Source organism: Stutzerimonas kunmingensis (assembly GCF_002929225.1).
Taxonomy (GTDB): Bacteria; Pseudomonadota; Gammaproteobacteria; order Pseudomonadales; family Pseudomonadaceae; genus Stutzerimonas.
Genome location: NZ_PISM01000014.1, coordinates 227,596 through 249,253 on the forward strand (window position 1 = coordinate 227,596; position 21,658 = coordinate 249,253).

The 21,658-nt window shown below is 63.2% G+C and carries 21 protein-coding genes and 1 tRNA gene; 7 read left to right on the top strand and 15 right to left on the bottom strand.

The window, feature by feature from the left end:
• Positions 1-27: 27 nt before the first annotated feature.
• From CW305_RS07605 to folE, 7 genes are all read right to left on the bottom strand, one after another.
• Positions 28-2,685, bottom strand: a complete 2,658-nt coding sequence (locus CW305_RS07605; protein ID WP_104097533.1) for an EAL domain-containing protein — start codon at positions 2,683-2,685, stop codon at positions 28-30.
• A 178-nt stretch (positions 2,686-2,863) separates the two neighbouring features.
• Complete coding sequence (locus CW305_RS07610; RefSeq protein ID WP_014820379.1) at positions 2,864-3,304, bottom strand: PAS sensor domain-containing protein; 441 nt, start codon at positions 3,302-3,304, stop codon at positions 2,864-2,866.
• 236 nt (positions 3,305-3,540) lie between these two features.
• Positions 3,541-4,068, bottom strand: a complete 528-nt coding sequence (locus CW305_RS07615; protein WP_014820378.1) for a DUF3833 domain-containing protein — start codon at positions 4,066-4,068, stop codon at positions 3,541-3,543.
• The gene (locus tag CW305_RS07620; RefSeq protein WP_104097534.1) at positions 4,065-5,303 is read right to left on the bottom strand and encodes an MFS transporter; all 1,239 of its coding nucleotides are present in this window, start codon (positions 5,301-5,303) and stop codon (positions 4,065-4,067) included. Before CW305_RS07620 ends, CW305_RS07615 begins: the two co-directional genes overlap by 4 nt.
• Positions 5,300-5,818: a chalcone isomerase family protein gene (locus tag CW305_RS07625; protein ID WP_104097535.1), complete on the bottom strand. Its 519-nt coding sequence runs from the start codon at positions 5,816-5,818 to the stop codon at positions 5,300-5,302. Before CW305_RS07625 ends, CW305_RS07620 begins: the two co-directional genes overlap by 4 nt.
• 10 nt (positions 5,819-5,828) lie before the next feature.
• Positions 5,829-6,200 carry a dihydroneopterin triphosphate 2'-epimerase gene (folX, locus tag CW305_RS07630; RefSeq protein ID WP_014820375.1) on the bottom strand — a complete coding sequence of 124 codons (372 nt, stop codon included), beginning with the start codon at positions 6,198-6,200 and terminating at the stop codon, positions 5,829-5,831.
• Positions 6,200-6,757, bottom strand: coding sequence for a GTP cyclohydrolase I FolE (gene folE, locus CW305_RS07635; RefSeq protein ID WP_014820374.1), 558 nt, complete (start codon positions 6,755-6,757; stop codon positions 6,200-6,202). Before folE ends, folX begins: the two co-directional genes overlap by 1 nt.
• A 217-nt stretch (positions 6,758-6,974) precedes the next feature.
• Here folE and CW305_RS07640 point away from each other — a divergent pair, with 217 nt between their 5' ends.
• The gene (locus CW305_RS07640) at positions 6,975-7,289 is read left to right on the top strand and encodes a DUF6482 family protein (protein ID WP_181063863.1); all 315 of its coding nucleotides are present in this window, start codon (positions 6,975-6,977) and stop codon (positions 7,287-7,289) included.
• Here CW305_RS07640 and CW305_RS07645 read toward each other — a convergent pair.
• Positions 7,286-7,732 carry a thiol-disulfide oxidoreductase DCC family protein gene (locus CW305_RS07645; RefSeq protein ID WP_104097536.1) on the bottom strand — a complete coding sequence of 149 codons (447 nt, stop codon included), beginning with the start codon at positions 7,730-7,732 and terminating at the stop codon, positions 7,286-7,288. The two genes, CW305_RS07640 and CW305_RS07645, sit on opposite strands and share 4 nt — an antisense overlap.
• A 93-nt stretch (positions 7,733-7,825) precedes the next feature.
• Here CW305_RS07645 and CW305_RS07650 point away from each other — a divergent pair, with 93 nt between their 5' ends.
• The 5 genes from CW305_RS07650 (at position 7,826) to nahK (ending at position 16,885) form a co-directional block, all read left to right on the top strand.
• The gene (locus CW305_RS07650; protein ID WP_014820371.1) at positions 7,826-8,773 is read left to right on the top strand and encodes a MerR family transcriptional regulator; all 948 of its coding nucleotides are present in this window, start codon (positions 7,826-7,828) and stop codon (positions 8,771-8,773) included.
• 38 nt (positions 8,774-8,811) lie between these two features.
• Positions 8,812-11,343 carry a pyrroloquinoline quinone biosynthesis protein PqqF gene (gene pqqF / locus CW305_RS07655; RefSeq protein WP_046619440.1) on the top strand — a complete coding sequence of 844 codons (2,532 nt, stop codon included), beginning with the start codon at positions 8,812-8,814 and terminating at the stop codon, positions 11,341-11,343.
• Positions 11,344-11,636: 293 nt separating this feature from the next.
• Positions 11,637-12,824 (top strand): porin, encoded by a 1,188-nt coding sequence (locus tag CW305_RS07660; RefSeq protein ID WP_003284517.1) that lies wholly within the window; start codon positions 11,637-11,639, stop codon positions 12,822-12,824.
• A gap of 328 nt (positions 12,825-13,152) precedes the next feature.
• Positions 13,153-14,316, top strand: coding sequence for a nitric oxide-sensing protein NosP (gene nosP / locus CW305_RS07665; protein ID WP_003284516.1), 1,164 nt, complete (start codon positions 13,153-13,155; stop codon positions 14,314-14,316).
• On the top strand, positions 14,246-16,885 hold the full coding sequence (nahK, locus tag CW305_RS07670; RefSeq protein ID WP_104097537.1) for a hybrid sensor histidine kinase/response regulator NahK/ErcS': 2,640 nt from the start codon (positions 14,246-14,248) through the stop codon (positions 16,883-16,885). Before nosP ends, nahK begins: the two co-directional genes overlap by 71 nt.
• 115 nt (positions 16,886-17,000) lie before the next feature.
• Here nahK and CW305_RS07675 read toward each other — a convergent pair whose 3' ends face one another.
• The 7 genes from CW305_RS07675 to CW305_RS07705 all read right to left on the bottom strand — a co-directional run bounded on the left by CW305_RS07675 (position 17,001) and on the right by CW305_RS07705 (position 21,217).
• Entirely contained in the window at positions 17,001-18,008 is a 1,008-nt protein-coding gene (locus tag CW305_RS07675) for a glutathione S-transferase family protein (RefSeq protein WP_104097538.1), read from the bottom strand.
• A gap of 84 nt (positions 18,009-18,092) precedes the next feature.
• Positions 18,093-19,076, bottom strand: a complete 984-nt coding sequence (locus CW305_RS07680; RefSeq protein ID WP_104097539.1) for a glycosyl transferase family protein — start codon at positions 19,074-19,076, stop codon at positions 18,093-18,095.
• Complete coding sequence (locus tag CW305_RS07685; protein ID WP_104097540.1) at positions 19,073-19,408, bottom strand: TusE/DsrC/DsvC family sulfur relay protein; 336 nt, start codon at positions 19,406-19,408, stop codon at positions 19,073-19,075. The genes CW305_RS07680 and CW305_RS07685 overlap by 4 nt, the downstream gene beginning before the upstream one ends.
• Positions 19,405-19,707 (bottom strand): sulfurtransferase complex subunit TusB, encoded by a 303-nt coding sequence (gene tusB / locus CW305_RS07690; RefSeq protein WP_104097541.1) that lies wholly within the window; start codon positions 19,705-19,707, stop codon positions 19,405-19,407. The genes CW305_RS07685 and tusB overlap by 4 nt, the downstream gene beginning before the upstream one ends.
• Positions 19,707-20,066, bottom strand: a complete 360-nt coding sequence (tusC, locus tag CW305_RS07695) for a sulfurtransferase complex subunit TusC (RefSeq protein WP_104097542.1) — start codon at positions 20,064-20,066, stop codon at positions 19,707-19,709. The genes tusB and tusC overlap by 1 nt, the downstream gene beginning before the upstream one ends.
• Entirely contained in the window at positions 20,066-20,458 is a 393-nt protein-coding gene (gene tusD / locus CW305_RS07700; RefSeq protein ID WP_104097543.1) for a sulfurtransferase complex subunit TusD, read from the bottom strand. The genes tusC and tusD overlap by 1 nt, the downstream gene beginning before the upstream one ends.
• A 90-nt stretch (positions 20,459-20,548) precedes the next feature.
• Entirely contained in the window at positions 20,549-21,217 is a 669-nt protein-coding gene (locus tag CW305_RS07705) for a Bax inhibitor-1/YccA family protein (RefSeq protein WP_015277156.1), read from the bottom strand.
• A gap of 128 nt (positions 21,218-21,345) precedes the next feature.
• On the opposite strand from CW305_RS07705, the gene CW305_RS07710 reads away from it, so the two are divergent.
• Positions 21,346-21,435, top strand: a tRNA-Ser gene (locus tag CW305_RS07710).
• Positions 21,436-21,658: the final 223 nt, after the last annotated feature.

Genomic DNA, 21,658 nt, shown 5'->3' on the forward strand with positions numbered 1-21,658 from the left:
ACGCATCGCGCGGCGATGCGTCCCACGTCAGGCTGTCACGCCGTCGTCCGCCTCGGTGGCACGAACCAGCTCCTCGAAGGCATCCGCCGATAGCGGTCTGCCGAACAGATAACCCTGATAGCGATGGCAGCCATTGGCGAGCAGCATCCCCCGTTGTGGCTCGCTTTCGACGCCTTCGGCGATGACCTCCAGGCCCAGCCCGGTCGCCAGTGCGCAGATGGCCCGGACGATGGTCAGGCTGCTGCTGTCGTCCGGCAGACGGCGAATGAAGGTCTGATCGATCTTCAGCTGATCGAGCGGCAGCTGCTGGAGATAGCTCATCGAGGAATAGCCGGTACCGAAGTCGTCGATGGCGAAACGGATGCCGTGCTGCTTGAGCCGCGTCATGCGGGCGATCGCTTCGGGCATGTTGTCCAGCAGCAGCGTTTCGGTCAGCTCCAGCTTCAGCCGGGCCGGATCGGCACCGCTCCTTTCCAGCAGCTCGAGCACCCCCTCGACGAAATTGTCCTGGTACAGCAGGTGTGCACTGAGGTTGACCGAGAGGCTGAGGTGGGCGAATTCCGGCGTTTCGGCCCAGCGCGCCAGTTGTGCGCAGGCCTGCGCCAGCACCTGTTGATCGAGGGTGTGGATCAGACCGGCGTGTTCGGCCTGCGCGATGAATGCCGCTGGAGTGAGCAGACCGCGCAGTGGGTGCTGCCAGCGCACCAGCGCCTCGGCGCCGATGATGCCTTCGGTCTGCTCCAGCTGCGGCTGGAAATTGAGTATGAATTCGCCGTTCTTCAAGCCCAGGCGAATCTCTTCTTCCAGACGCAACCGTTCCTGCACGGCCAGCTGCATGCGCGGATCGAAGAAGCGCAGGGCGTTCTTGCCGGAAATCTTCGCCTCGTACATAGACATGTCGGCGCGCTTCATCAGCTCGTCGCTGCTGCTGGCTTCGGCACCGAACAGCACCACGCCGATACTGGCGCTGCTGTACAGCGCGAGATCGGCCAGGCGATACGGCCGATCCAGTGAGTTCAGCAGCTTCATGCCGATGTGCTCGGCCTGGCCCGCCGCGCGTAGCGGATCGTCGCCGAGGTTCTCCAGCATCACCACGAACTCGTCGCCACCCAGGCGCGCCACCGTGTCGCTGGCGCGCACCTCGGCGTGCAGACGTTCGGCGGCGATGCGCAGCACCTGGTCGCCGGTCTGGTGCCCGTGCAGGTCGTTGATGTTCTTGAAGTTGTCCAGGTCGATGAACATCAGCGCGCCCAGCTGATTGCCGCGGCGGCTGGCGGCCATGGCCTGGTGCAGGCGGTCGAGCAGCAGTCGGCGGTTGGGTAGACCGGTCAGCGGATCGTAGAACGCCAGATTATGAATTCGCTCTTCGGCCGCCTTGCGATCGGTGATGTCGGTAAAGGCGGCGACATAGTGAGTCACTTCTCCGAGCGCGTTGCGCACCGCGCTGACGGTCAGCCATTCGGGAAAGATCTCGCCACTCTTGCGCCGGTTCCAGATTTCGCCTTCCCATACGCCGGTGGTTTCGATGCTCGACCACATGGCGCGATAGAACTCCGGGCCGTGCTTGCCGGATGCGAGCAGAGCGGTGGTCTGACCGATGGCCTCGGCGGCGCTGTAGCCGCTGATGCGGGTGAAGGCCCGGTTGACCCGCAGGATGCGGCTCTGCGCGTCGGTAATCAGCATGCCCTGTTGCGATTCGAAGGCGATGGAGGCGATCCTGCGCTCCAGTTCGCTGTTCACCCTCTCCGTGATATCGCGGCTCAGCCAGACCACCGCACGCTTCTGTCCTTCCGGCTGCTCCAGCGGCAGCGCGCGGCCTTCGAACACCTTGAGGCCACCCTGTGTCGGCAGGCAGTACTCGATCAGCTGCGGTACATCGCTGTTCAGCGTCAGCTGGATGAAGTCGAGGAAGCGACGTTCTTCCTCTTCGGGCATGACGTCGTGCAGACGGCGACCGAGCAGCTTACTCGGATCGTCATACAGCAGGCTCCGTTCGGCGCAGAGGATTTCCAGGTAGCGGCCATCCTCGTCGAGCACCATGAGCAGGTCGGGCATGGCTTGGGTGATGGCGCGCAGCCGGGCTTCGCTGAAGCGCAGGGCCTGCTCGATCTTGTTGCGCTCCAGCAGATCCTTGAGCAGGACGCCGAGGGTTGCGGTGGCGATGGGCAGCGCCAACAGCGCCGGCAAGGCAGCTTCCCGTACTGCGGCGGTGCCGAGGTCGCTGGGTAGCATCAGTGCGATCAGCGCCAGTGCGGCAAGGTGCAGCAGCAAACCGAAAGCGAGCAATTGCCAGAAGCCAATGCCGAGCAGACGCTTTCGATATGCACAGCCGTAGGCGAGCCCCAGAGCGATCGGCAACACCACGTTCGCCAGCCCCGGTACCACACCGGGCCCGCCCAGCCAGAGGCGGTAGGCGCCAGCGAGGGTGCCGGCGATCGTGGCCACCAGCGGCCCGCCGAACAACCCGGCCATGCTCAGCACCACGGTGCGTGCATCGAGGATGATCCCGGTGTGGCCGACGCTGGTGATCAGCATGCCGATGATGCAGGCGCTGCCGAACCAGAGTCCGGCGAGCAATTGAGCGGAGAGCTGACCGCTCCGGTTCCAGCTGCGGGTGGTAAAGGCCAGCAGCCAGCACAACGCGAGCAGCATGACCGCGTTCTGTACGACGGCATTGAGAGTCAAGACAGAATCCTAGGGCGCAACCGCCCACTGCAGGATGGTGAAATGGCGATTTGCCAGTATCCCATATCCACCGCTACCGAGTAACGGCCCTTAGGTAGGGTTGTCCGGGGTGCTTGAGGGCGCAGCGCTACCGCATCGTTGAGCCAACGGCCCGCCGGACGCGGGCCGGGCGGCGTGCTCAGTTCTGCGCGAGCTTCGCCTTCAGTTCGCGAATCTCGGCTTCCAGCGCTTCGACGCGTTGCAAGGCGTCGACCTCGGCGGTGACGTTCTTCTGGATGCCGATGAAGTAGGTCAGCTGATCGGCCTCGTTGAACACCGGCGTGATGGAAAGCTCGTTCCAGAACGGTGTGCCGTCCTTGCGGTAGTTGCGGATGATCTGGCGGCACGGCTGGTTGTTCTTCACCGCCTCGCGAATGGCCTGCAGGGCCGGCTGGTCGCGGTCCTCGCCCTGCAGGAAGCGGCAGTCGCGGTAGAGGATGTCGTCGACCGCATAGCCGGTCAGCCGCTCGAACGCCGGGTTGGCGTAGATCAGGATGTTGTCATCGCCTTCCTGTTCGGCGACCACGATTCCGTCGTTGGAGGCTTCGATAACCAGTTGCAACAGCTTGGCATTGATCATGTCACGACATCCTGAAAGGGCATGCCGCGCATTCTAGAACAACTTGGTCCGCTCGGTGCTTGCAAGTGCCATCAGTGGCCTGTTTGGCAAGTTCAGTTGGTCAATTTCGGCGCCCATGGCCCCGATACTGCGCTGCTGCTCCTCACCATAGCCCGCTATGACTCGTCGCAGCGCCTTATCTCGGAACCATGGTCATCCGAACGTGCCTCAACCAACTCACCGCACAGGCCACCCGCTCATTCGTTGCGTTTGCGGAAGAACAGGGTGACCTGTCCCACCTCTACGCCAAACTTGCTCATGAACGAACGGTTGGCCAGGGTGTTCTCGTCGATCAGGTACATCCAGTCGTCCAGGTGTACGTCGTAAACCTTGTCATCCACCGGCAGGCTGAGCACGTAGCGCCAGCGCAGGGCATTGCCGGCCACTTCGCCAACGGCCTCGCCGACCACGTCTGCAGCCGTGCCGCGCCAGTGCCCCGGGCGCTCCTCGGTCAGCGTCCAGACGCGTTGCTGGGTAGTGCCGTCGCTGTAGCGAAAGTGTTCGTCGAGGATCAGCTTGTCGCCATCGAGGCTGCCTTCGATCTCGACATGAAAGCGCTTGACGACCTCGCCGGAGCGCTTCTGGAACATGCCCCAGGCATCCACCGTGCCGACGAAATACTTGCGCAGATCAAGCTGCGGCTCCTCGTCTCGGTAATGCTCGACATCGACGGCGGTGCAGCTGAGCAGCAGCAGGCAGCAAGCCAGGATCAGTACCTTTTTCATGATTTCGTTTCTCCGCAGGGCAGGGAAGTGAGTAGCCGCGCTGCCAGTAGCTTCAGCAGGCAGGGCAGGCCGGCGTAGACCAGCGCAAGGTTCCAGCCGGCCGCGGTGCCCGGTTGGTAGTCGCTCAACGCCAGCAATGGCAAAGCCAGACCGGCGAGTGCGAGCGCCAGCTTGGCGAGAAAGCTCCACAAGCCGAAGTAGGCGGCAGTGGAATCACGCTCCTCGACTGGGATGATGTCGGCCAGCAGCGCTGGTGGCAGGGCCAGATCGGCTCCGAGGGCAAGGCCGGACATCATGCAGACGCCGGCATAGGCCCAGGCCGAGCCCGGCTCCAGCAGCACCGCCCAGATAAAGGCGGCGCAGGCGGTGAGCATGCCGATCCGCCAGCTGCGTCGTTTGCCGATGCGATCGGCCAGACGGGTCCAGAGCGGCAGACCCAATGCGCCGCTGATGAAGTAAATCGCCAGGAACATGCCGGTCAGTCGCGCCAGTTGCAGGCGGTCGGCGATGAAGAACAGCGCCAGGGTGGCCGGAATCGCCACCGCCACGGCATTGATGAAGTAGACGCCCGCCAGGCGCCGGAACGCAGGGTTGCGCAGGGGCAGTCGCCAGCTGCTGGTTTCGCTACGCACGGTGCGGTGGGGGCGTGGGGCGCCGAACAACAAGGTCGCCGTGCCGGCTAACAGCAGCACGGCGAAGGTCGCAGCAAAGGTCGCCAGCGCCGTCGCCATGCCGTATCGGGTCGCCAGCACGGTAGGCAGCACGCTGGCGAGCACCACGCCGAACAGTCCGGCACCTTCGCGCCAGGCGGCGACTCGGGTGCGGGTATCCGGCTGGTCGGAGAGGCGCGCGCCCCAGGCCAGATAGGTGATGTTGATCAGGCTGTGCAAGGTATAGGTGAGCGCCAGCAACGCGCCGAGCCACGCGGCTAAGCCGAAACTGCCTAAGTTGCCGGGTGGGATCAGCAGCGCCGCCATCGCCAGGCTAAGCACCACAGCCACGCCGCCGAGCAGAATGGTCCAGCCACGTGGCGAGCGGCGATCGATAAGGCGGCCAAGCCAGGGGTCTTGCACGGTGTCCAGCAGGCGGGCGAGGAACAGCACGGCGCCGGTCAGCGTCAGACCGAGGCCGAGATCGGCCGCATAGAAATTCGGCACCAGCACGTAGATCGGCAGCATCGCCATCGCCAGCGGCAGGCCGAGCATTCCATAGGCTGCCAGCGCCGGGCTTTTCATCGCTGGCCCAGCAGGTTGCGCCGCAGCTTCTGGTCGCGGCTGCGCGGGTCGAGCCAGATGGCGAAGAAGGCGTCGGCGAACGCAGCGTCGGCGACCTCATGCTGCAGGCGATCATTCACGTAGAAGCGGCAACCGCGCCCGGGCAAGAAGACGCCAGTGATTCGGTCACCCGCCCCGACATCGACGAAGGCCTGCTGCATGTCTGCGCGCCAGCGGCGCAGTTGTTCGGCATCGAGCGGCTCGCCGGAGAGTCGCTGAATCTCTTCCAGGCTGGTGCGCACCAGGTCGTCGCGGCTGATGGAGCGGTGATAGGTCAGTTCCAGCGCGAACGGCGTACGGGCTTGCAGCGGCGCGGTTTCGCTCCACAGGCGCGCGTCATAGATGCGCAAGCCGAAGAAGCGCAACTGGCCTTCGCCAATCAGGCGCGCCTGTGGCACGGCTTCGCGCCAGCTCGCCGCTGCGATCAGCGAGATCAGCGACAGCAGGCTGGCGAGCACAACGCGGCGGATATTCACGACATCGTGCTCAGCGACTGCCAGCGAGGGTGATCGAGACCGAGTCGGCAAAGCGCAGCGCGTGGGGCTTGTCGACTTCCACCTCGGCGTAGCTCACCGCGGGATGTGCCATCACCAGGTCGAGGATTTCCTGGGTCATGCGCTCGAGCAGGGCGAAGCGGTTCAGCTCCACATGGCGAATGATCGCCTTGGTTATGGTTCGGTAGTTGAGTGCCTGCTCGATGTCGTTGTCGCGCACCGCCTCGACCGCCGGGTAGAGGATGCTCAGGTTGATCAGCACGTCCTGGCGGTTGAGGATCTCGTCCTCGTTGATGCCGATGTAGGTGCGCAGGCGCAGATCCTTCACCCGGATGCGCGCCATGCCAGGTTCCAGGCGCGGCATTACTGGCCCCTCCCGATCAACTGTAGAAATTCCATCCGTGTGTTGCAGGAGCTGCGGAAGGCCCCGAGCATCACCGAGGTGTTCATCACCGAGTTCTGCTTTTCCACGCCGCGCATCATCATGCACATGTGCTTGGCTTCGATGACCACCGCAACACCAGCGGCGCCGGTGACTTCCTGAATGGCTTCGGCGATCTGGCGGGTCAGGTTTTCCTGGATCTGCAGGCGGCGGGCGAACATGTCGACGATTCGCGCAATCTTCGACAAGCCCAGCACGCGCCCGGTGGGGATGTACGCCACATGGGCCTTGCCAATGAAGGGCAGCATGTGGTGCTCGCACAGGGAGTACAGCTCGATGTCCTTGACGATGACCATCTCGTCGTTGTCCGAGGCGAACAGCGCGCCGTTGACGATCTCTTCCAGGCTGCGGTTGTAACCGCCGCACAGGTATTGCATCGCCTTCGCCGCGCGTTGCGGCGTGTCGCGCAGACCTTCGCGCTCCGGGTTTTCACCCACCCCGGAGAGTATTTCGCGGTAATGACCAGGCAGATCGTTCATGACGGTTCCTTTTGTGCGTCGGGCGCTGTTGCGTGGAGGGGAATGCTGTTGCATCAATGAGGGATGCGATAAAGCTATACGAATATTGCTTCTTGTACAGGTAAATGTACAGGAATATTCTGCTTCACAAGAACTCTTTGGCCCGAGCCCGCCATTTGCAGGCAGGTGGGCGATTGCGGGGCTATGCGGCTAACTGAATCTGTATAGGTATCCGAGTATGAAACAGGGCGTGTCGAGGCTTGGGCTGCGTATTGCGCTATTTCGTGGCCAAGTAGAGCGGGTCGAACTGCATGGTCTGCGCTGCTGCGGGTACAGCGCCTGGGTGGTCGAGCGCAGCGGTCGCCGCAGGCAGTTCGCCGATGGCCAGCGCAACGTCTGGAGCGACCAGGGCAGCTTGAAGCGGGAGCTTCGGGCGTGCGGTGTGCGTGAGGTCTACTGGCGGCAGCCGGTCAGCCATGACGAAATGATCGGCCGCCCGGCTGCTGTGGAATCCGGGTTTGGCCTGCGCATGCCTCTGCTTGCCGAGAACTAAAGGCGATCGTCGCTTGCAGCGCTGGTCTTCGACGGCTTTTGCGGCACATTGCACTCGGTTGTGCAACGACTCGCACCGTCGGGATGCGGCAGCCAGTTAAGATGCGGGCGCAGCACGGCGAACAGCTGGTAACCGAGCAACAGCAGCGGCCGCAATGGACGCCAGCCGAGCGGTGCGGCCCAGCGACCGTGGCCTGCCAGTCGCCAGCTCCAGTAGGTGGCGTCCACGCCGGTCAGCCAGGCACCGCTGGCGCTGCGGGCGTGCAGACGCCGTCGGAGCTGCGCCAGATCCCGGTCGAGCCCTTTAGGATCGAAATTGGCAGCGCTGATATCCACCAGCCGCAGCCTTGCCGGATCGGCGCTGCGTTCCAGCCAACGAACTTCTCGGGCACACAGCGGACAGGCTCGATCGACATACAGCGTCAGTGGCAAATCAGGCGTCATTTCATCGCACCTTGCGTTTGTACAACGTTTGTAGAGGGTATGCTGCGAAACGCTGGGTTACAATCTCGGCATTCTTTTCCAGCGAGCCGCCCCATGACCGATTCTTCCGGCGCTTCGAACCTGGCCTCGAGCGCCTTCGAGCAGCAGGATCTATTCCCTATCCGTGAAGTTTCCCGCCTGACCGGGGTCAACCCGGTCACCCTGCGCGCGTGGGAGCGCCGCTACGGGCTGATCCGGCCGACCCGGACCGAGAGCGGCCATCGCCTGTACTCGATGGCCGACGTGGAGGCGGTTCGCAGCATTCTTTCCTGGACCGAGCGTGGCGTGGCGGTAAGCAAGGTCGGCAGCATACTGGCGCGCAGCGCAGCGACCCGCGAGGCAGAGGAACCGACCGCAACCCCCAGTAGCGAGTGGAACGAGTGGCAGGGGCAACTGCGTGATGCGGTGAATGGTTTCGACGAGGTGCGACTGGAGCAGCTATACGGCCAGATCTTCTCTACCTATCCGCTGGCTGTGGTGTTTCAGGATGTCCTGTTGCCGGTGTGGCAGGAGCTGCTGCTGCGTCAGGATGAGTTCGGCGGCACCAGCGAGTGGCTCTTTCTCGATGCCTTTCTCCGTGCCCGGGTGCTCCAGCGGTTGCAGCTGGCTCGCATGCCGGCTGGCGAGCGCGTACTGCTCGCCGCGATGCCAGGGCAGTGCCGCGAACTGGAGCTGCTGGTAGCAGGGCTGATGTTGAGCGGCGACAGCCTGGCCGTCAGCGTGCTGCCGATCGGGCAGCCGCTGGAGGAGCTCGCGCTGGTCTGCGACAAGATGAAACCGCAGGGCCTGGTCCTGTTCTCCAACGTTCCCCACGGCGAGGCGCAACTACGCCAGCTCAACAAGCTATCGCTAGGGCTCGATTGCCCGCTGGCGGTGGCCGGTGAGGCCGCCGAACTGGGTCGTGAAGCGCTGGCGGGTACGCCGATCGCCTGCCTGGGTAGTTCCGGCAAGCTGATGCAGCGCCGTTTGCGGCAATTTCTCGCCGGCCAGCTGGATACTTGAGCGATGCGCGTGACTGTCGGGCTAGAGGAGAGTAATCCATGACGCCAGACAGCGTTCCTTCTACCTTGCTACCGTTGCGCCACGTGCTTTCCAATGGTCTGCAGGTGGGCTTTATCCAGTTGCCGACTGGCAGCCAGGCGGCAGCGCTAGTGCGCGTGCATGCCGGTGCGCACGACGCGCCGAGTCAATATCCGGGGCTCGCGCATTTTCTCGAGCATCTGCTGTTTCTAGGCAGCCATGCCTACGGGCCGTCGCAAAGTCTGATGCCGTTCGTGCAGGGCTGTGCCGGGCTACTGAATGCATCGACCCGCGAGCGCCACACCGATTTCTTCTTTCAGGTTTCGCCTGCGGCCTTTGACGAAGCGTTGAAGCGCCTGCTCGATATGCTTGCTCGGCCACTGCTCGATCCGGCTGCGCAGCTTCGCGAGCGCGAGGTGTTACAGGCCGAATTCCTGGCGCGTGGGCGGGATCGGGAAACCCTGTGCGACGCCGCTATTGGTACGGCGCTGACCACCCCGCATCCGTTTTCTGCTTTTCACGCGGGCAATCGCGACACGCTGCCGGTAGAGCTGCTGGCGTTCCAGCAGGCGCTGCAGGGCTATCACAGACGCTTCTACCACGCCGAGCAGATGGAGCTGCTGGTTGCCGCTCCCTGCAGCCTTGAGCAACTGATTGAGGTGTTGAGTTGCGTCGAGTGCCAGCTGCCGGCTGCACCTTTGGTAGCAAGGCCGGTGCCGCCGTTGCGCGCTGATGACGGCGCCACGTTGCAGCTGAAGGTTGACGCTGCAAAGCCCTGCCTGGCCATGGCATTCGCGCTGGACGACCTGCCCGAAGGCGTCGCCGTGGCGCTGGATGTCCTGCGGTCATGCTTGGCCTCCCAGGCCAATGGCAGTTTCTTCGCGGCAATGCGCGAGGCGCACTGGTGCGATGCGCTGGGGCTGCGGACGCCCTACTGGCACGCGGGGCAGGGCGTGGTCGTACTCGAATTTCAGCTGACAGAGCAGGGCATGGCGGATCGCGGTCAGCTCGTTGCGGCAGCGCGTGGCTGGCTGCACTTCATGACATCGCAGGCGCCCTGGTCCGAGCTGTGGAGCGAATACGTGCATATTCGCCAGCGCGAGCTGCTGGGCAAGGAGCCATTGGCGCTGTTGCGCTATTGGATCGATCCGGGAGCCTGGTCGCCGTCTACCAACGCCACAGATGTACAGCATGCGTTCAGGACGCTGGGCACAGCGTTGCACGGCTGTGAGCCGATCATCCTTACCGTCGATGACAGCGACGGTGACGGTCACGCGCGCATCGCTACGAAAGGCGCGGGATTTGCGCTGCAGGTGGCTTCACAACAGCTGCCGATTCCAGATCCCAGAGCGTGGCAATGGCAGCTCCCCGAGCGCAATCCCTGGTTGAGTGAGCGAGTGCAGCCGCGGACGGCGCCGGTGCTGTCGCCATCGCTGTGTTGGCTCGAGCACGGCGACGGTGCAAGTGGGCAGGGTGCACTGTATGTCAGGTGGCGCCTGTCCAGTGGGCAGCCGGCGGCCGGCCTGTGGCACGTGCTGAACGCTGCATTGCGACCACATACCCATGCCGCCGCACAGGCGGGGGTCGAGGTGCGTTTCGAAGACCACGGGCGCAGTTGGTGTCTGTCCCTGGTCGGCCATGCCGAGGCGGCACCGATCATTCTTCGGGACTTGCTCAGGGTACTGAAGGCGCCACCAGCCAGTGCGTTCGATGAAGGTTCGCGCCTGCTCAGCAAAGCCGAAACCCCGTGTGCCGACGAGATACTGATACGGCAGCTGCTACGCCGAATTCCTGCTCTGCTGGAGCCGATGACGTCCGTTGATGGCCTTCCTCTGCATCAGGCCGGACTCGATCAGCTCTGGCTCCGGTCACACTGGGATGCATTGGCGGTTGGATTCTCAGTTCATCTGAGTGGACCGTTGCAGGATGTTCTCGATGCTGTGCCCGGCATGCCGGACCTCATCAGCAGTGAGCAGGCCGCAGGCGTGCCGCGCTACCAGTGGTCTCGCTTTGGCGAGCCGGGTGAAGAAACTGCGCTGGTCCTGTTTTGCCCTCTGCCGGATCGTATGGCGGCCACGGAGGCGGCTTGGCGACAGCTTTCACGGCTCATGGAGGGCGCGTTCTTCCGCCGCCTGCGTAGCGAGCTGCAACTGGGCTACGCGGTGTTTTGCGGCTTTCGCCAGTTCGGCGAGCGGCCCGGTATCGTGTTCGCCGTGCAATCCCCCAGCGCTTCGGCCCCCGAAATTCTTGGCCATATCGAAGCCTTCCTTGAAGCCTTCGCTGGCAACCTGGCTGCGCAGACCACCGCGGCGTCCCTCGACAGCGCGTCGCTGTCAGAACAGAGCGCGGACTTGCGGCGGCATGCCGAGCGCATCTGGCAAGCTCGCTTGGCTGGCGGCGACAACAGCCATCCCGCCGCTGTGAACGCCGCCATGGCTGTCCTCCAGGTTCAGGATATGCGTGATCAGCTACATGCACTGCGCAGCGCCATCGGCGGTTGGTGTGTCGTGGCCAATGCAGACGCACCGGACGCGCGCTGGCAGCAGCGCTGACCGAACCCGCCCCCGTCGTCAGACGGTAGCCCTGTACTGCCGGGCGTTCCGCATCCACTACGAGCAATAGAAGGATCGGGCTTTTGTCTGCGCCGGATTAGGCGCGCGCTGCTTTGGATGTAGTACCTAAGCCCACATCTATGACGTCAGCGGATGACATGCTTTGCGCGCAGATCGACCCCCGCGGCGAAAGTACTAGCCTTTCGCCGCCATCGAAGCGTATGTGCGCCCTGATGGCCTTTCGATAATCGCTCCCGTCACGACTGCTTGTCGTCATTACCGCGGAGAGCGCCATGCACAAGAACAAGAAAGCCGTATCAACCCTGCTACCACTGGCCCTTGCCAGTGCCGTCGCCATGACCGTAAGCCAATCGGCACTTGCCGAAATCATGCTTTACGATGAAGGGGACACCACCTTCGCCGTAGATGGTTACTTCAACACCTTCTACGTCCACAGCGACATCGATCGGGATGGTGAGCAGTTCGACCGCAAGCAGTCGCGGGTGAAGATGGGCTTTCTGCCCAACTGGATCGGCTTCAACTTCGGCAAGCAGGTCGGCGACCTCAAACTCGGTGGCCGCTCATCCTTCTGGGTAACGATCAACGACAGCGATACCAACGGCACCGAAACCGGCATCGACGTGCGTCAGTTCTACGCGACCGCAGCGAGTGAGCAGTGGGGCGAAGTGCTTTTCGGTAAGGATTTCGGCCTGTTCGGTCGCTCCAACATCCTGCTCGACGAAATGCTCAGCGGTTACGGTCAGGTCAGCGATACCCTGGGCCTGGTCGATGGCGGCGGCGTCTCCTTCGGCAATATTGGTACCGGCTATCCATACCCGTTCCCGACTTCGCAGATCACCTATCGCTCGCCGAAGATGAATGGTCTGCGCATCGCCGCAGGCATCATGGACCCGGTGGATACCACCGAGGACACCTCGTCCACTCTGGACAAGGCGTACCAGGAAGCACCGCGTTTCGAAACCGAGATCACCTACGAGTTCGAGATGGGCGGCACGCAGTTCTACACCTGGATCAACGGCATGCAGCAGAGCTCGGACAACACCGACAGCAGCATCGACAAAGTCGATTCCAAGGGCCTGGGTTACGGCGTGCAGGCCAAAATGGGCAGCCTGTCGCTGACCGCCTCGGGCTTCCAGGCCGAGGGCATCAACCCGTTCTTCACCAACAACGCCGGCGAAGCACTGCTGCGTGAGGTGGACAGCGACGGCTACCTGCTGCAGGGTTCCTACCGCTTCGGCAAGAACCGCGTAGCCCTGTCCTACGGCAAAACGAAGGATGACGGCAACGGTCTGGGCAGTGCGGCTGACTACGAGACCCGCGGCATCGCTCTGTTTCACAGCATCAACGACAACCTGACGCTGGTTGCCGAGCTGAACCAGTTCGAGATCGAAGGCAAGGATAGCCCGGCGCTGGATGAAGAAACCCGCACCTTCGCAGTGGGTGCTGCGCTCAGCTTCTAAGCAACAGCGACGGAAGGGCGCGGATGGCAGTCGAACCGTAGGTCGTGCCATCCGTTGCGATGCAGTGGTGCGTACGTTGATCGTCCCCACGCCCTGAGTGCAACGACAACCGCTGCACCTGAAAGGCTGGTACCCGTGAGGGGCCAGCCTTTTCGCCATCTGCTCAATTCGACATCACCGCTCTCGGCAGCGGAACTGTTGGCAACCTGCGTTGTTTCGTCGCGATGCTACCTAGGCAGGCCTTTACCGGTACTCAAGTAGCATTTTCGTCCCATATGCCCTGCCCAAGAATGGGGACATCCGATTCAGGTGGTGCGGGGTATCGTGCGTGACCGATGAACAAGGCGAAGTGATCCGCACGGCGATGTCCGAGGCGCGGCTACCCGAAACGGTGGCGCAGGACCTGGCGCGCCAACTGATGCACCCGCATCTGGGCTTCGTGCTGTTCTTCTGTTCAGCGGAATATGACTTGCCGGCACTGGGCGATGCGCTGCGCCAATACTTCGGTGGCGTGCGTCTGGTCGGTTGCACTTCGGCGGGCGAGATCACCTCCCAAGGCTATGGGCGTAGCTGCGTGACGGCAGTCGGCTTCGACCATCGAAGCTTCTCCATCGCCTGCGAGCTGATCGACGAGATGGATCGCTTCAGCCTGATCGAGGCACAGCAGTTGGTCGAACGCCTGGGTAGCGACTGCCGCAGCAACTCGCTGGCACCGATCAAGGACCACAGCTTTGCGCTGACGCTGCTCGACGGGCTGTCCAGCCGTGAGGAGATCGTGTTGTCTGCGCTTAGCGCGGCGTTCGGCAGCATTCCGCATTTCGGCGGTTCGGCCGGCGACGACAATCACCTCAGCGATACCTACGTCTATTACGACGGCCGGTTCTACAGCGGTGCGGCGATCGTGGTGCTGATCAATACCTGGCTGGATTTCGAGGTGTTCACCACCCATCACATCCTGCCACTCGAAGACAAACTGGTGGTGACCCGCGCCGACAGCAACAGCCGGCGGGTTTACGAACTGAACGCCGAGCCGGCCGCCGAGGAATACGCACGGCTGATCGGTGTGCCGGTCAGCGATCTCGATCACCGCCTGTTCGCGGCCCACCCGCTGGCGGTGCGGATCAACGAGCACTACTACGTGCGTTCGATCCAGAAGGTCAACGAGGACATGAGCCTGACCTTCTATTGCGCGGTGGAGAACGGCATCGTGCTCACCGCCATGGAACCCGGCCCGCTGATGCCGAATCTGGAAGCCCTGTTCGAGCGGCTGGAACAGCGCCTCGGGCCGCCGCTGTTGACCATTGGTTGCGACTGCTTTCTGCGCCGGCTGGAAATCGAGGGCAACGACACCAGCGAACAGACTTCGGCTTTTCTCCGACGCCAGCAGGTGATCGGCTTCAACACCTACGGAGAGCAGTTCAATGGCATGCATATCAACCAGACCTTCACCGGTGTCGCCATTGGCAGACCGGGAGGCCGGGCAGGTCGCTGAGCTGCTGGCACGTCAGGCCGAACTCGAGCGGGAAAACCTCAAGCTCAAGCGCATCAACGCTGCGCTGATCGAGCGCGTCGAGTCCAGTGGCGCGGGGCGCGATGCCTCCTATGCGGCGTTTCAGCATTCGGTGGAACTGGCCGAGCAGGTCCGCGAGCGTACCGACGCCCTGAATCAGGCGATGGCCGAACTCAAGGGCAGCAACCAGCTGCTCAGCGATGCGCGGCTGCGCGCGGAAACCGCGCACCAGCACCTGGTCGACGCCATCGAGAGCATCTCCGACGCCTTCGTGCTGTTCGACCGCGACCAGCGCATCGTCCTGTTCAACCGTCGTTTCAAGTCGCTATGGACACGCACGCGCGCGCGCATCAACGCCGGCACCCGGCTGGCGGAGGTGCGCCGACTGGCGGAAAGCACCGGGCTGATCGTCGAGGAACACCGCGGCAAGGGCGATGAGCCAACGGTGTATCGCCTGAACAACGGGCGCTGGGTGCAGGTCAGTGAGCGCCCGACCCGCGAAGGCGGGCTGGTGATTCTCTACACCGACATCACCGAGGTGAAAGTCAGCGAAACCATGCGCCGCGAGCAGGCCCTGGCGCAGAAATCGCGGCTGTTGCAGCGCGCCGTGGACAACCTGTCCCAGGGGGTGGCCATGGTCAGCGCCGAAGGCGCGCTGGAACTGTGGAATCGGCGTTTTCTCGAACTCTGTGGTTTGGCGCCGATCGAGGCGCACCGGCCGTTCGAGGAAGTCATGGCCGACAGCGAGCTGACCCTGCTCACGCCCAACAGCCGTGACGCCCGTGGCCGGCCGATTCGCGAACTGGAGCAGCGGCTGTTCGATGGGCGCGTGCTGGAAATCCGCACCCATGCGCTGCCAACCGGTGGCTTCGTCAATACCTTCACCGACATCACCGAGCGCTACCGCCATGCCGAGGCGCTGCGCGAGAGCGAGCGCTGGATCCGCCTGATCACCGACCATGTGCCGGCGTTGATCGCCTATGTCTCGGCCGATCTCACCTACGAGTTCACCAACAAGGTCTACGAGGAATGGTATCGCTGGCCCAGCGACGGCATGCTCGGCCAGTCGCTGCGCGAGGTCCACAGCGGCGAGCACTGGCGGCAGCTGGAGCCGTACATCGACCGGGCACTCTCGGGCGAAAGCGTCAGCTTCGAGATGGCCGAGCGCAACCATGCCGGCCAGCAGCGCTACATGCTGCGCTCCTATGTGCCGAACCGGCAGGCCAATGGCGAAGTGGCCGGCATCTTCGTGCTGATTCAGGACATCACCGATCGCCGGCGCACCGCCGAGGCGCTGCATCAGGCCTATCAGAATCTCGAACAGCGGGTGCGTGAGCGCACCGCCGAGCTGACCAGCCTCAACGACCAGCTGCTGCGCGAGATTGACGAGCGCAGCCATGTCGAGGCGCGGCTGCGTGAAGCCAAGCGAGAGGCGGAAGTAGCCAATCTGTCGAAGACCAAATTCCTTGCCGCGGTCAGTCATGACCTGCTGCAGCCGCTCAACGCCGCGCGGCTGTTCACCAGTGCCTTGCTGGAACAACCGGGGGCGCCCAACGGCGGGCTGATCCGCAACATCAGCAACTCGCTGGAAGACGTGGAGAACCTGCTCGGCACGCTGGTCGACATTTCCAAGCTGGATGCCGGTGTGATCAAGCCGGATATCGCCCCGTTCGCTGTCAGTGAGCTGCTGGAAAACCTCGCCATGGAGTTTCGCCAGATCGCCGGGGCCGAGCAGCTGCAGCTGGACTTCATTCCTTGCTCGGCGCTGGTGCGCAGTGATATCCAGCTGCTGGCGCGCATCCTGCGCAATCTGCTGACCAACGCCATCCGCTATACGCCGCAGGGGCGCGTGCTGCTGGGCTGTCGCCGCCATCGGCAGAGCCTGTCCATCGAGGTGTGGGACACCGGCGTCGGCATCGCCTCGGACAAGCTCGAGGAAATATTCCAGGAATTCAAACGCGGGGAGGGCGTGCGTCCCAACCAGGATCGTGGTCTCGGCCTTGGCCTGGCCATCGTCGAGAAGATCGCGCGCATGCTGGGCCATCGTATCCGGGTCAGTTCGCACCCGGGACGCGGCTCGTGTTTCGCCATCGACGTACCATTGGCCAAGCGCGCACCCAAGGCGCGGCCTGAGCCGAGCACCACGGAGCTGGTGCTACAGCGGCTGCAGGGCGCCCGGGTCTGGGTGCTGGATAACGACACGGCGATCTGTGCGGGCATGCGCACGCTGCTGGAAGGCTGGGGCTGCAAGGTGATCACGGCGCTGTCCGAGGAGGACCTGGCGCGGCAGGTGGACAACTTCCATGCCGAGGCCGACCTGATGATTGCCGACTACCACCTGGACAATGGCCACACCGGCATCGATGTCGTCGCTACCGTCAATGCGCGCCGCGCCAGCCCGCTACCGGCGCTGATGATCACCGCCAACTACAGCAACGAACTCAAGCAGCAGGTCCGCGAGCTGGGCCATATGCTGATGCACAAGCCGGTGCGGCCGATGAAGCTGAAGACTGCCATGTGCCATATGCTCGAGCATGGTACAGCTGGATGACTGATCCGCTGGCCCCGGCAGCCGCCGGATGTGACCGCATCGCCGCGGGCGCGCTTCCCACAGGACCTGGAGTTTTGTAGAAGCACGACATCTGGGCGATGGTATGGGTTTCAGGCTAGCTGTGCTCCGATCTCACCCAGATGCCGTTGCCTCGCAGGCGCTCGCGATCATGTGGTCGATCCAGTCCAAGAAGCGGACCTTTCGGCACGATGCCATTTCCGTTGATCTGTCGATGGCTGGCGTAGTAGTGATTCTTGATGTGTGTGAAATCCACCGTTTCGGCTATTCCCGGCCACTGGTAGAGCTCGCGTAGCCAGTTCGACAGGTTCGGATAGTCCTCGATGCGGCGCAGGTTGCACTTGAAGTGGCCGTGGTAAACCGCGTCGAAGCGAATGGCTGTGGTGAATAGGCGCCAGTCGGCCTCTGTCAGGTACTCCCCTGTCAGGTAACGCTGCTTGCCCAGGCGTCGCTCCAGCCAGTCGAGCTCACGGAACAACTCGTCGAAGGCTTCTTCGTAGGCCTCCTGGGTCGTGGCGAAACCTGCTCGATAGACCCCGTTGTTGATCGCCGGATAGATCCGCGCGTTTAGCGCATCGATTTCGCCATGCAGCGCCTCCGGGTAGAAATCCAGCGTAGAGCCGGTCAGCTCGTCGAAAGCGCTGTTGAAGATGCGGATGATATCGGCAGACTCGTTGTTGACGATGCACTGGCGCTCGCGATCCCAAAGAACGGGAACGGTGACCCGGCCCGAGTACTTCGGATCCTCACGGGTGTAGCGCTGATGCAGGTAGTCGAATTCGTCCAGCGCATCGCCGCTGGAGCCGGTGGACTTGTCGAAGGGCCAGCCGTGCTCGGCCATCAGCCAGCTGACCACGGACACGTCGATCAACGGCTCGAGCCCCTTGAGCTTGCGGTAGATCAGCGTGCGATGCGCCCACGGGCAGGCAAGCGAAACATAGAGATGATAGCGACCGGCCTCAGCCTGGAAGCCACCCTGGCCGTCAGGCCCGGGCGCGCCGTCGGGCGTGACCCAGTGCCGGCGCTTGGCCTGTTCGCGTTCGAATTTGCCATCGCGGCTTGCGTACCAGCGGTCGTGCCACTGGCCATCGATCAGTAATCCCATGGTGCCCTCCTGTTACGGCATAGGAGGCCAGTCTAGGAAGCATCGTTCGATCGATGTGACCGAATGGCGGGTTAATCCTATCGCTTAAATCGATGAATGGCGGGCGCGCCAGTAGCTTTGCGCTTGCTCGAAAGCTGCCTCCCGCGTCGCGCCAAGGCCTCGCAGGGCAAGAGCCATGGTGGCGATCACAGCGAGTTCACCGTAGGCGTCTTCCTGCTCGCCAGCCCAGACGGCAAGCAGATGCTGCGGGTCGAGCTCTGCGGGCTTCACGTGGCGCCGCTTGGACAGTGCCGGCCATTCTTCGTCCCACGGCGTGCCGCCAGTGGTGCCGTAGAGATGGGAGATGTTGTCCGGGTTCATCTCGATCTCGCCGCCTTCGCCCTTGATGACGATGGCGTGGTCGCCGAGCAGGGTGCTGGCCTGGCGATGGGCATCCTGATAGCCGGGGTGGAAGATGCTCTGCAGGCCGCAGCGTGCGCCCAGCGGGTTGAGCAGGCGCGCCAGCGAGTGGATTGGCGAGCGCAGGCCGAGCAGGTTGCGCATGTCGATCATGCGCTGCAGCACCGGCATCCAGGCTCCCAGCGGGATGAACGCGAGATTGCTCTGGTCCAGTGCCACGCTGACCTGTTGCCAGTTCTCGCATCGACGAACGCCCAGCAGCTCAAGCTGCTGTTCGCTATAGATGCGCCCAGCAGTATGGGCACCGCCACCGTGCATGAGGGTGCGTATGCCATTGGCTGCCAGGCACTTGGCTGCCAGCAGATACCAGGGCAGGTGGCGCTTCTTGCCGGCATAGGTCGGCCAGTCGATATCGACCGGGATAGTCGGTGCCTGCACGCGCTCACGCACGGCCTGGGTAAAGCCCGCCAGCTCATCGGGGCTTTCTTCCTTGTGCCGCAGCAACATGAGGAAGGCGCCCAGCTGAGCGTCCTCCACCTTGCCGTCGAGCAGCATGCCCATGGCTTCGCGGGCTTCTTCGCGTGTCAGGTCGCGGGCGCCACGCTTGCCTTTGCCAAGGATGCGCACGAAGGCGGCGAAAGGATGTTCTGCAGGCGTTTCGAGGCTCATAGGCAGTTGCTCGGTTTTGGCAGCCCGGCCAGCTTGGCGGCCAGTCTGGCGGGGGTGCCCTTGAACAGGCGGTTGAGGTGCATGCTGTTGCCCTTTTCAGGTCCCAGCTTGAGTGCGGTGTACTTGATCAGCGGGCGCGTGGCCGGCGACAGCTGGAATTCGGCGTAGAACTCACGCAGCAGCCGAAGCACCTCCCGATGTTCGTCTACCAGCTCCAGCTCTTCGCGGCGCGCCAGGGCCTCGGCCACGGCTTCGCTCCAGTCGCTCAGATCGACCAGAAAGCCGTCCTTGTCCAGCGCGATCTCGCGTCCATCCACGATCAGGCTGCTCATAGCCAGCTGTTGATCCGTTCGTAACGGCAAGTCAGTTCGACGAAGCCGGGATAGTCCAGCAACAGCACACGAGAGGGCAGGGCACCGAGCGCACGGGCCTGCACGTCTTCTTCCAGAGCGAACACGGCGACCTGCTCCGACAGCTGCTCCAGCGCGGTGGCGGGCTTGGTCCCGGCCGTCAGGGCGTAGGTTGCGTCGCCAGTCAGCAGCAGGACGTCGGTGTCACCTAGCAGCGGCAGACAGCTGCTGAAGCGGCCGTCGCTGAAGGGCGAATGGGAAAGCACATGCAGAGTCGCCATCAGATCGTGATCACATGGTCGTAGCGGTTGATCAGGGCACTCAGGCCAGCGTCGTCGAGTACCTCGACGGGCAGCGCCAGAGAGGATTCGTCCAGGTTGCGCTCGGCCAGGCTGCGGCGTGCGGCGAACAGCGCGTCGATACCGAACAGTGGCAGCGCCTGCAGATTCGCCGTCAGGTCTTTCTGCTCGAGCGATGCAGCTTGCTGCGAGGCGGCGAGCTGAAACACGCCATCATCGAGAAACAGCAGCCCTAGCGGCAGCTCGAAAGCGCCACCGGCCAAAACGATATCCAGTGCCTCACGCGCAGAGGGACCGGCCCAGGGCGCCTGACGGCTGATGATAAGCATGGAACGCGCCATCAATGACCTCCGAAGCAGACGAGTCGATCGGCCTGCTGCGCGGCTTCATGCAACTGGCCCAGCCCCGACAGTTCCCAGCCAGCGGCAAGGTTCGCCGCCGGACGCTGGTAGCGCTGCGCTTCGCCGGCATTTAGTACGCCGCGACGCAGGCCGGCGGCGATGCAGACCACGCCGTCCAGCTGGTTGGCGCTGACGAAACGGCTCCATTCAGCCGCCACGTCCAGTTCGTCCTGTGCCGCCACGACGTTCGCCGAAGCGCTGTGCACGCCATCCTGATAGAAAAACAGCCGGACGATTTCATGCCCGCCGGCGAGGGTGGCTTCGGCGAAGCGCAGCGCGCGGCGTGCCGCGGGTGAATGGGGCGGGGCGAACAGGGCGATTACGAATTTCATCGGAGCACCATGGCAGAACAGCGGACATGATACGCCAGCTGCGGGCATGAAAAAGCCCGCCGAAGCGGGCTCGTTCAAGGCGATGCCGGATCAGTCGTCGCCACCGAAGATGCCCAGCAGCTGCAGCAGGCTGATGAACAGGTTGTACAGCGAAACGAACAGGCCGATGGTGGCCATGATGTAGTTACGCTCGCCGCCGTGGATGATGGCGCTGGTCTGGAACAGGATGCAGGCCGAGGAGAACAGCACGAAACCTGCGCTGATCGCCAGTTGCAGCCCGGTGATCTGGAAGAAGAAGCCCGCCAGCATGGCGCCGATCAACACGAAGAAGCCCGCGGTGATGAAGCCACTGAGGAAGCTCATGTCCTTGCGGGTAATCAGCACGTAGGCCGACAGTCCGAAGAACACCAGAGCGGTCATCGACAACGCCGAGCTGATCAGCTCACCGCCATTGGCCAGACCCAGATACATGTTGAGGATCGGGCCGAGCGTGTAGCCCATGAAGCCGGTCAGAGCGAAGGTGGAAACCAGGCCCCATGCCGAGTTGCGCAGCTTGGCGGTGAGGAAGAACAGGCCATAGAAGCCGATCAGCACCACGAAGATGTTCGGGTAGGCCGCGTTGGCCTGCATGGCCATATAGGCAACCAGGCCGCTGAACGCGAGCGTCATGGCCAGTAGCCCGTAGGTGTTGCGCAGGACCTTGCTGACCTCACGCTGTTCGACCTGCGTGTGGCTAAGCGCGTATTCGTGTTCGTGCATGGCGACACTCCTTGGATGAATTCAAGCCTGAGACGATTTGTCCCGGATCATAACAGAGGCAAGTTGGATGCCTAGCATCAGTGTTTGACAGTGTATTTCTATCCGGTACTATTGCGCCCGCTTTATCCGGAAGTGTGGCCGAGTGGTTGAAGGCAGCGGTCTTGAAAACCGCCGAAGGGGAGACCCTTCCCAGAGTTCGAATCTCTGCGCTTCCGCCATCTGAAAACCTGAAGGCCCCGTATTCCGGGGCCTTCAGCGTTTCTGGGGTCCGGAAAACTGAGGGGAAATGGTCCCAGTTTGGTCCCATCACTTAAATGCGCGCGGCACGGCGAGCCGCCCCCCTACGCACGTCGCCGCGTTTTATCTTGACCCATCGAAAACGGGTAATTTTGGTAATTTTCTTATGCGGCACCCTGAAAGTCCTTTTCTGTCAGTGGGTTA

Bases quoted from the DNA above. Each gene is read 5' to 3' on its own strand.
- CW305_RS07610 (WP_014820379.1), bottom strand. From the start codon at position 3,304: ATGATCAATGCCAAGCTGTTGCAACTGGTTATCGAAGCCTCCAACGAC.
- CW305_RS07615 (WP_014820378.1), bottom strand. From the start codon at position 4,068: ATGAAAAAGGTACTGATCCTGGCTTGCTGCCTGCTGCTGCTCAGCTGC.
- CW305_RS07620 (WP_104097534.1), bottom strand. From the start codon at position 5,303: ATGAAAAGCCCGGCGCTGGCAGCCTATGGAATGCTCGGCCTGCCGCTG.
- folX (WP_014820375.1), bottom strand. From the start codon at position 6,200: ATGCCGCGCCTGGAACCTGGCATGGCGCGCATCCGGGTGAAGGATCTG.
- folE (WP_014820374.1), bottom strand. From the start codon at position 6,757: ATGAACGATCTGCCTGGTCATTACCGCGAAATACTCTCCGGGGTGGGT.
- CW305_RS07640 (WP_181063863.1), top strand. From the start codon at position 6,975: ATGAAACAGGGCGTGTCGAGGCTTGGGCTGCGTATTGCGCTATTTCGT.
- CW305_RS07645 (WP_104097536.1), bottom strand. From the start codon at position 7,732: ATGACGCCTGATTTGCCACTGACGCTGTATGTCGATCGAGCCTGTCCG.
- CW305_RS07650 (WP_014820371.1), top strand. From the start codon at position 7,826: ATGACCGATTCTTCCGGCGCTTCGAACCTGGCCTCGAGCGCCTTCGAG.
- pqqF (WP_046619440.1), top strand. From the start codon at position 8,812: ATGACGCCAGACAGCGTTCCTTCTACCTTGCTACCGTTGCGCCACGTG.
- CW305_RS07660 (WP_003284517.1), top strand. From the start codon at position 11,637: ATGCACAAGAACAAGAAAGCCGTATCAACCCTGCTACCACTGGCCCTT.
- nahK (WP_104097537.1), top strand. From the start codon at position 14,246: ATGGCATGCATATCAACCAGACCTTCACCGGTGTCGCCATTGGCAGAC.
- CW305_RS07675 (WP_104097538.1), bottom strand. From the start codon at position 18,008: ATGGGATTACTGATCGATGGCCAGTGGCACGACCGCTGGTACGCAAGC.
- CW305_RS07680 (WP_104097539.1), bottom strand. From the start codon at position 19,076: ATGAGCCTCGAAACGCCTGCAGAACATCCTTTCGCCGCCTTCGTGCGC.
- CW305_RS07685 (WP_104097540.1), bottom strand. From the start codon at position 19,408: ATGAGCAGCCTGATCGTGGATGGACGCGAGATCGCGCTGGACAAGGAC.
- tusB (WP_104097541.1), bottom strand. From the start codon at position 19,707: ATGGCGACTCTGCATGTGCTTTCCCATTCGCCCTTCAGCGACGGCCGC.
- tusC (WP_104097542.1), bottom strand. From the start codon at position 20,066: ATGGCGCGTTCCATGCTTATCATCAGCCGTCAGGCGCCCTGGGCCGGT.
- tusD (WP_104097543.1), bottom strand. From the start codon at position 20,458: ATGAAATTCGTAATCGCCCTGTTCGCCCCGCCCCATTCACCCGCGGCA.
- CW305_RS07705 (WP_015277156.1), bottom strand. From the start codon at position 21,217: ATGCACGAACACGAATACGCGCTTAGCCACACGCAGGTCGAACAGCGT.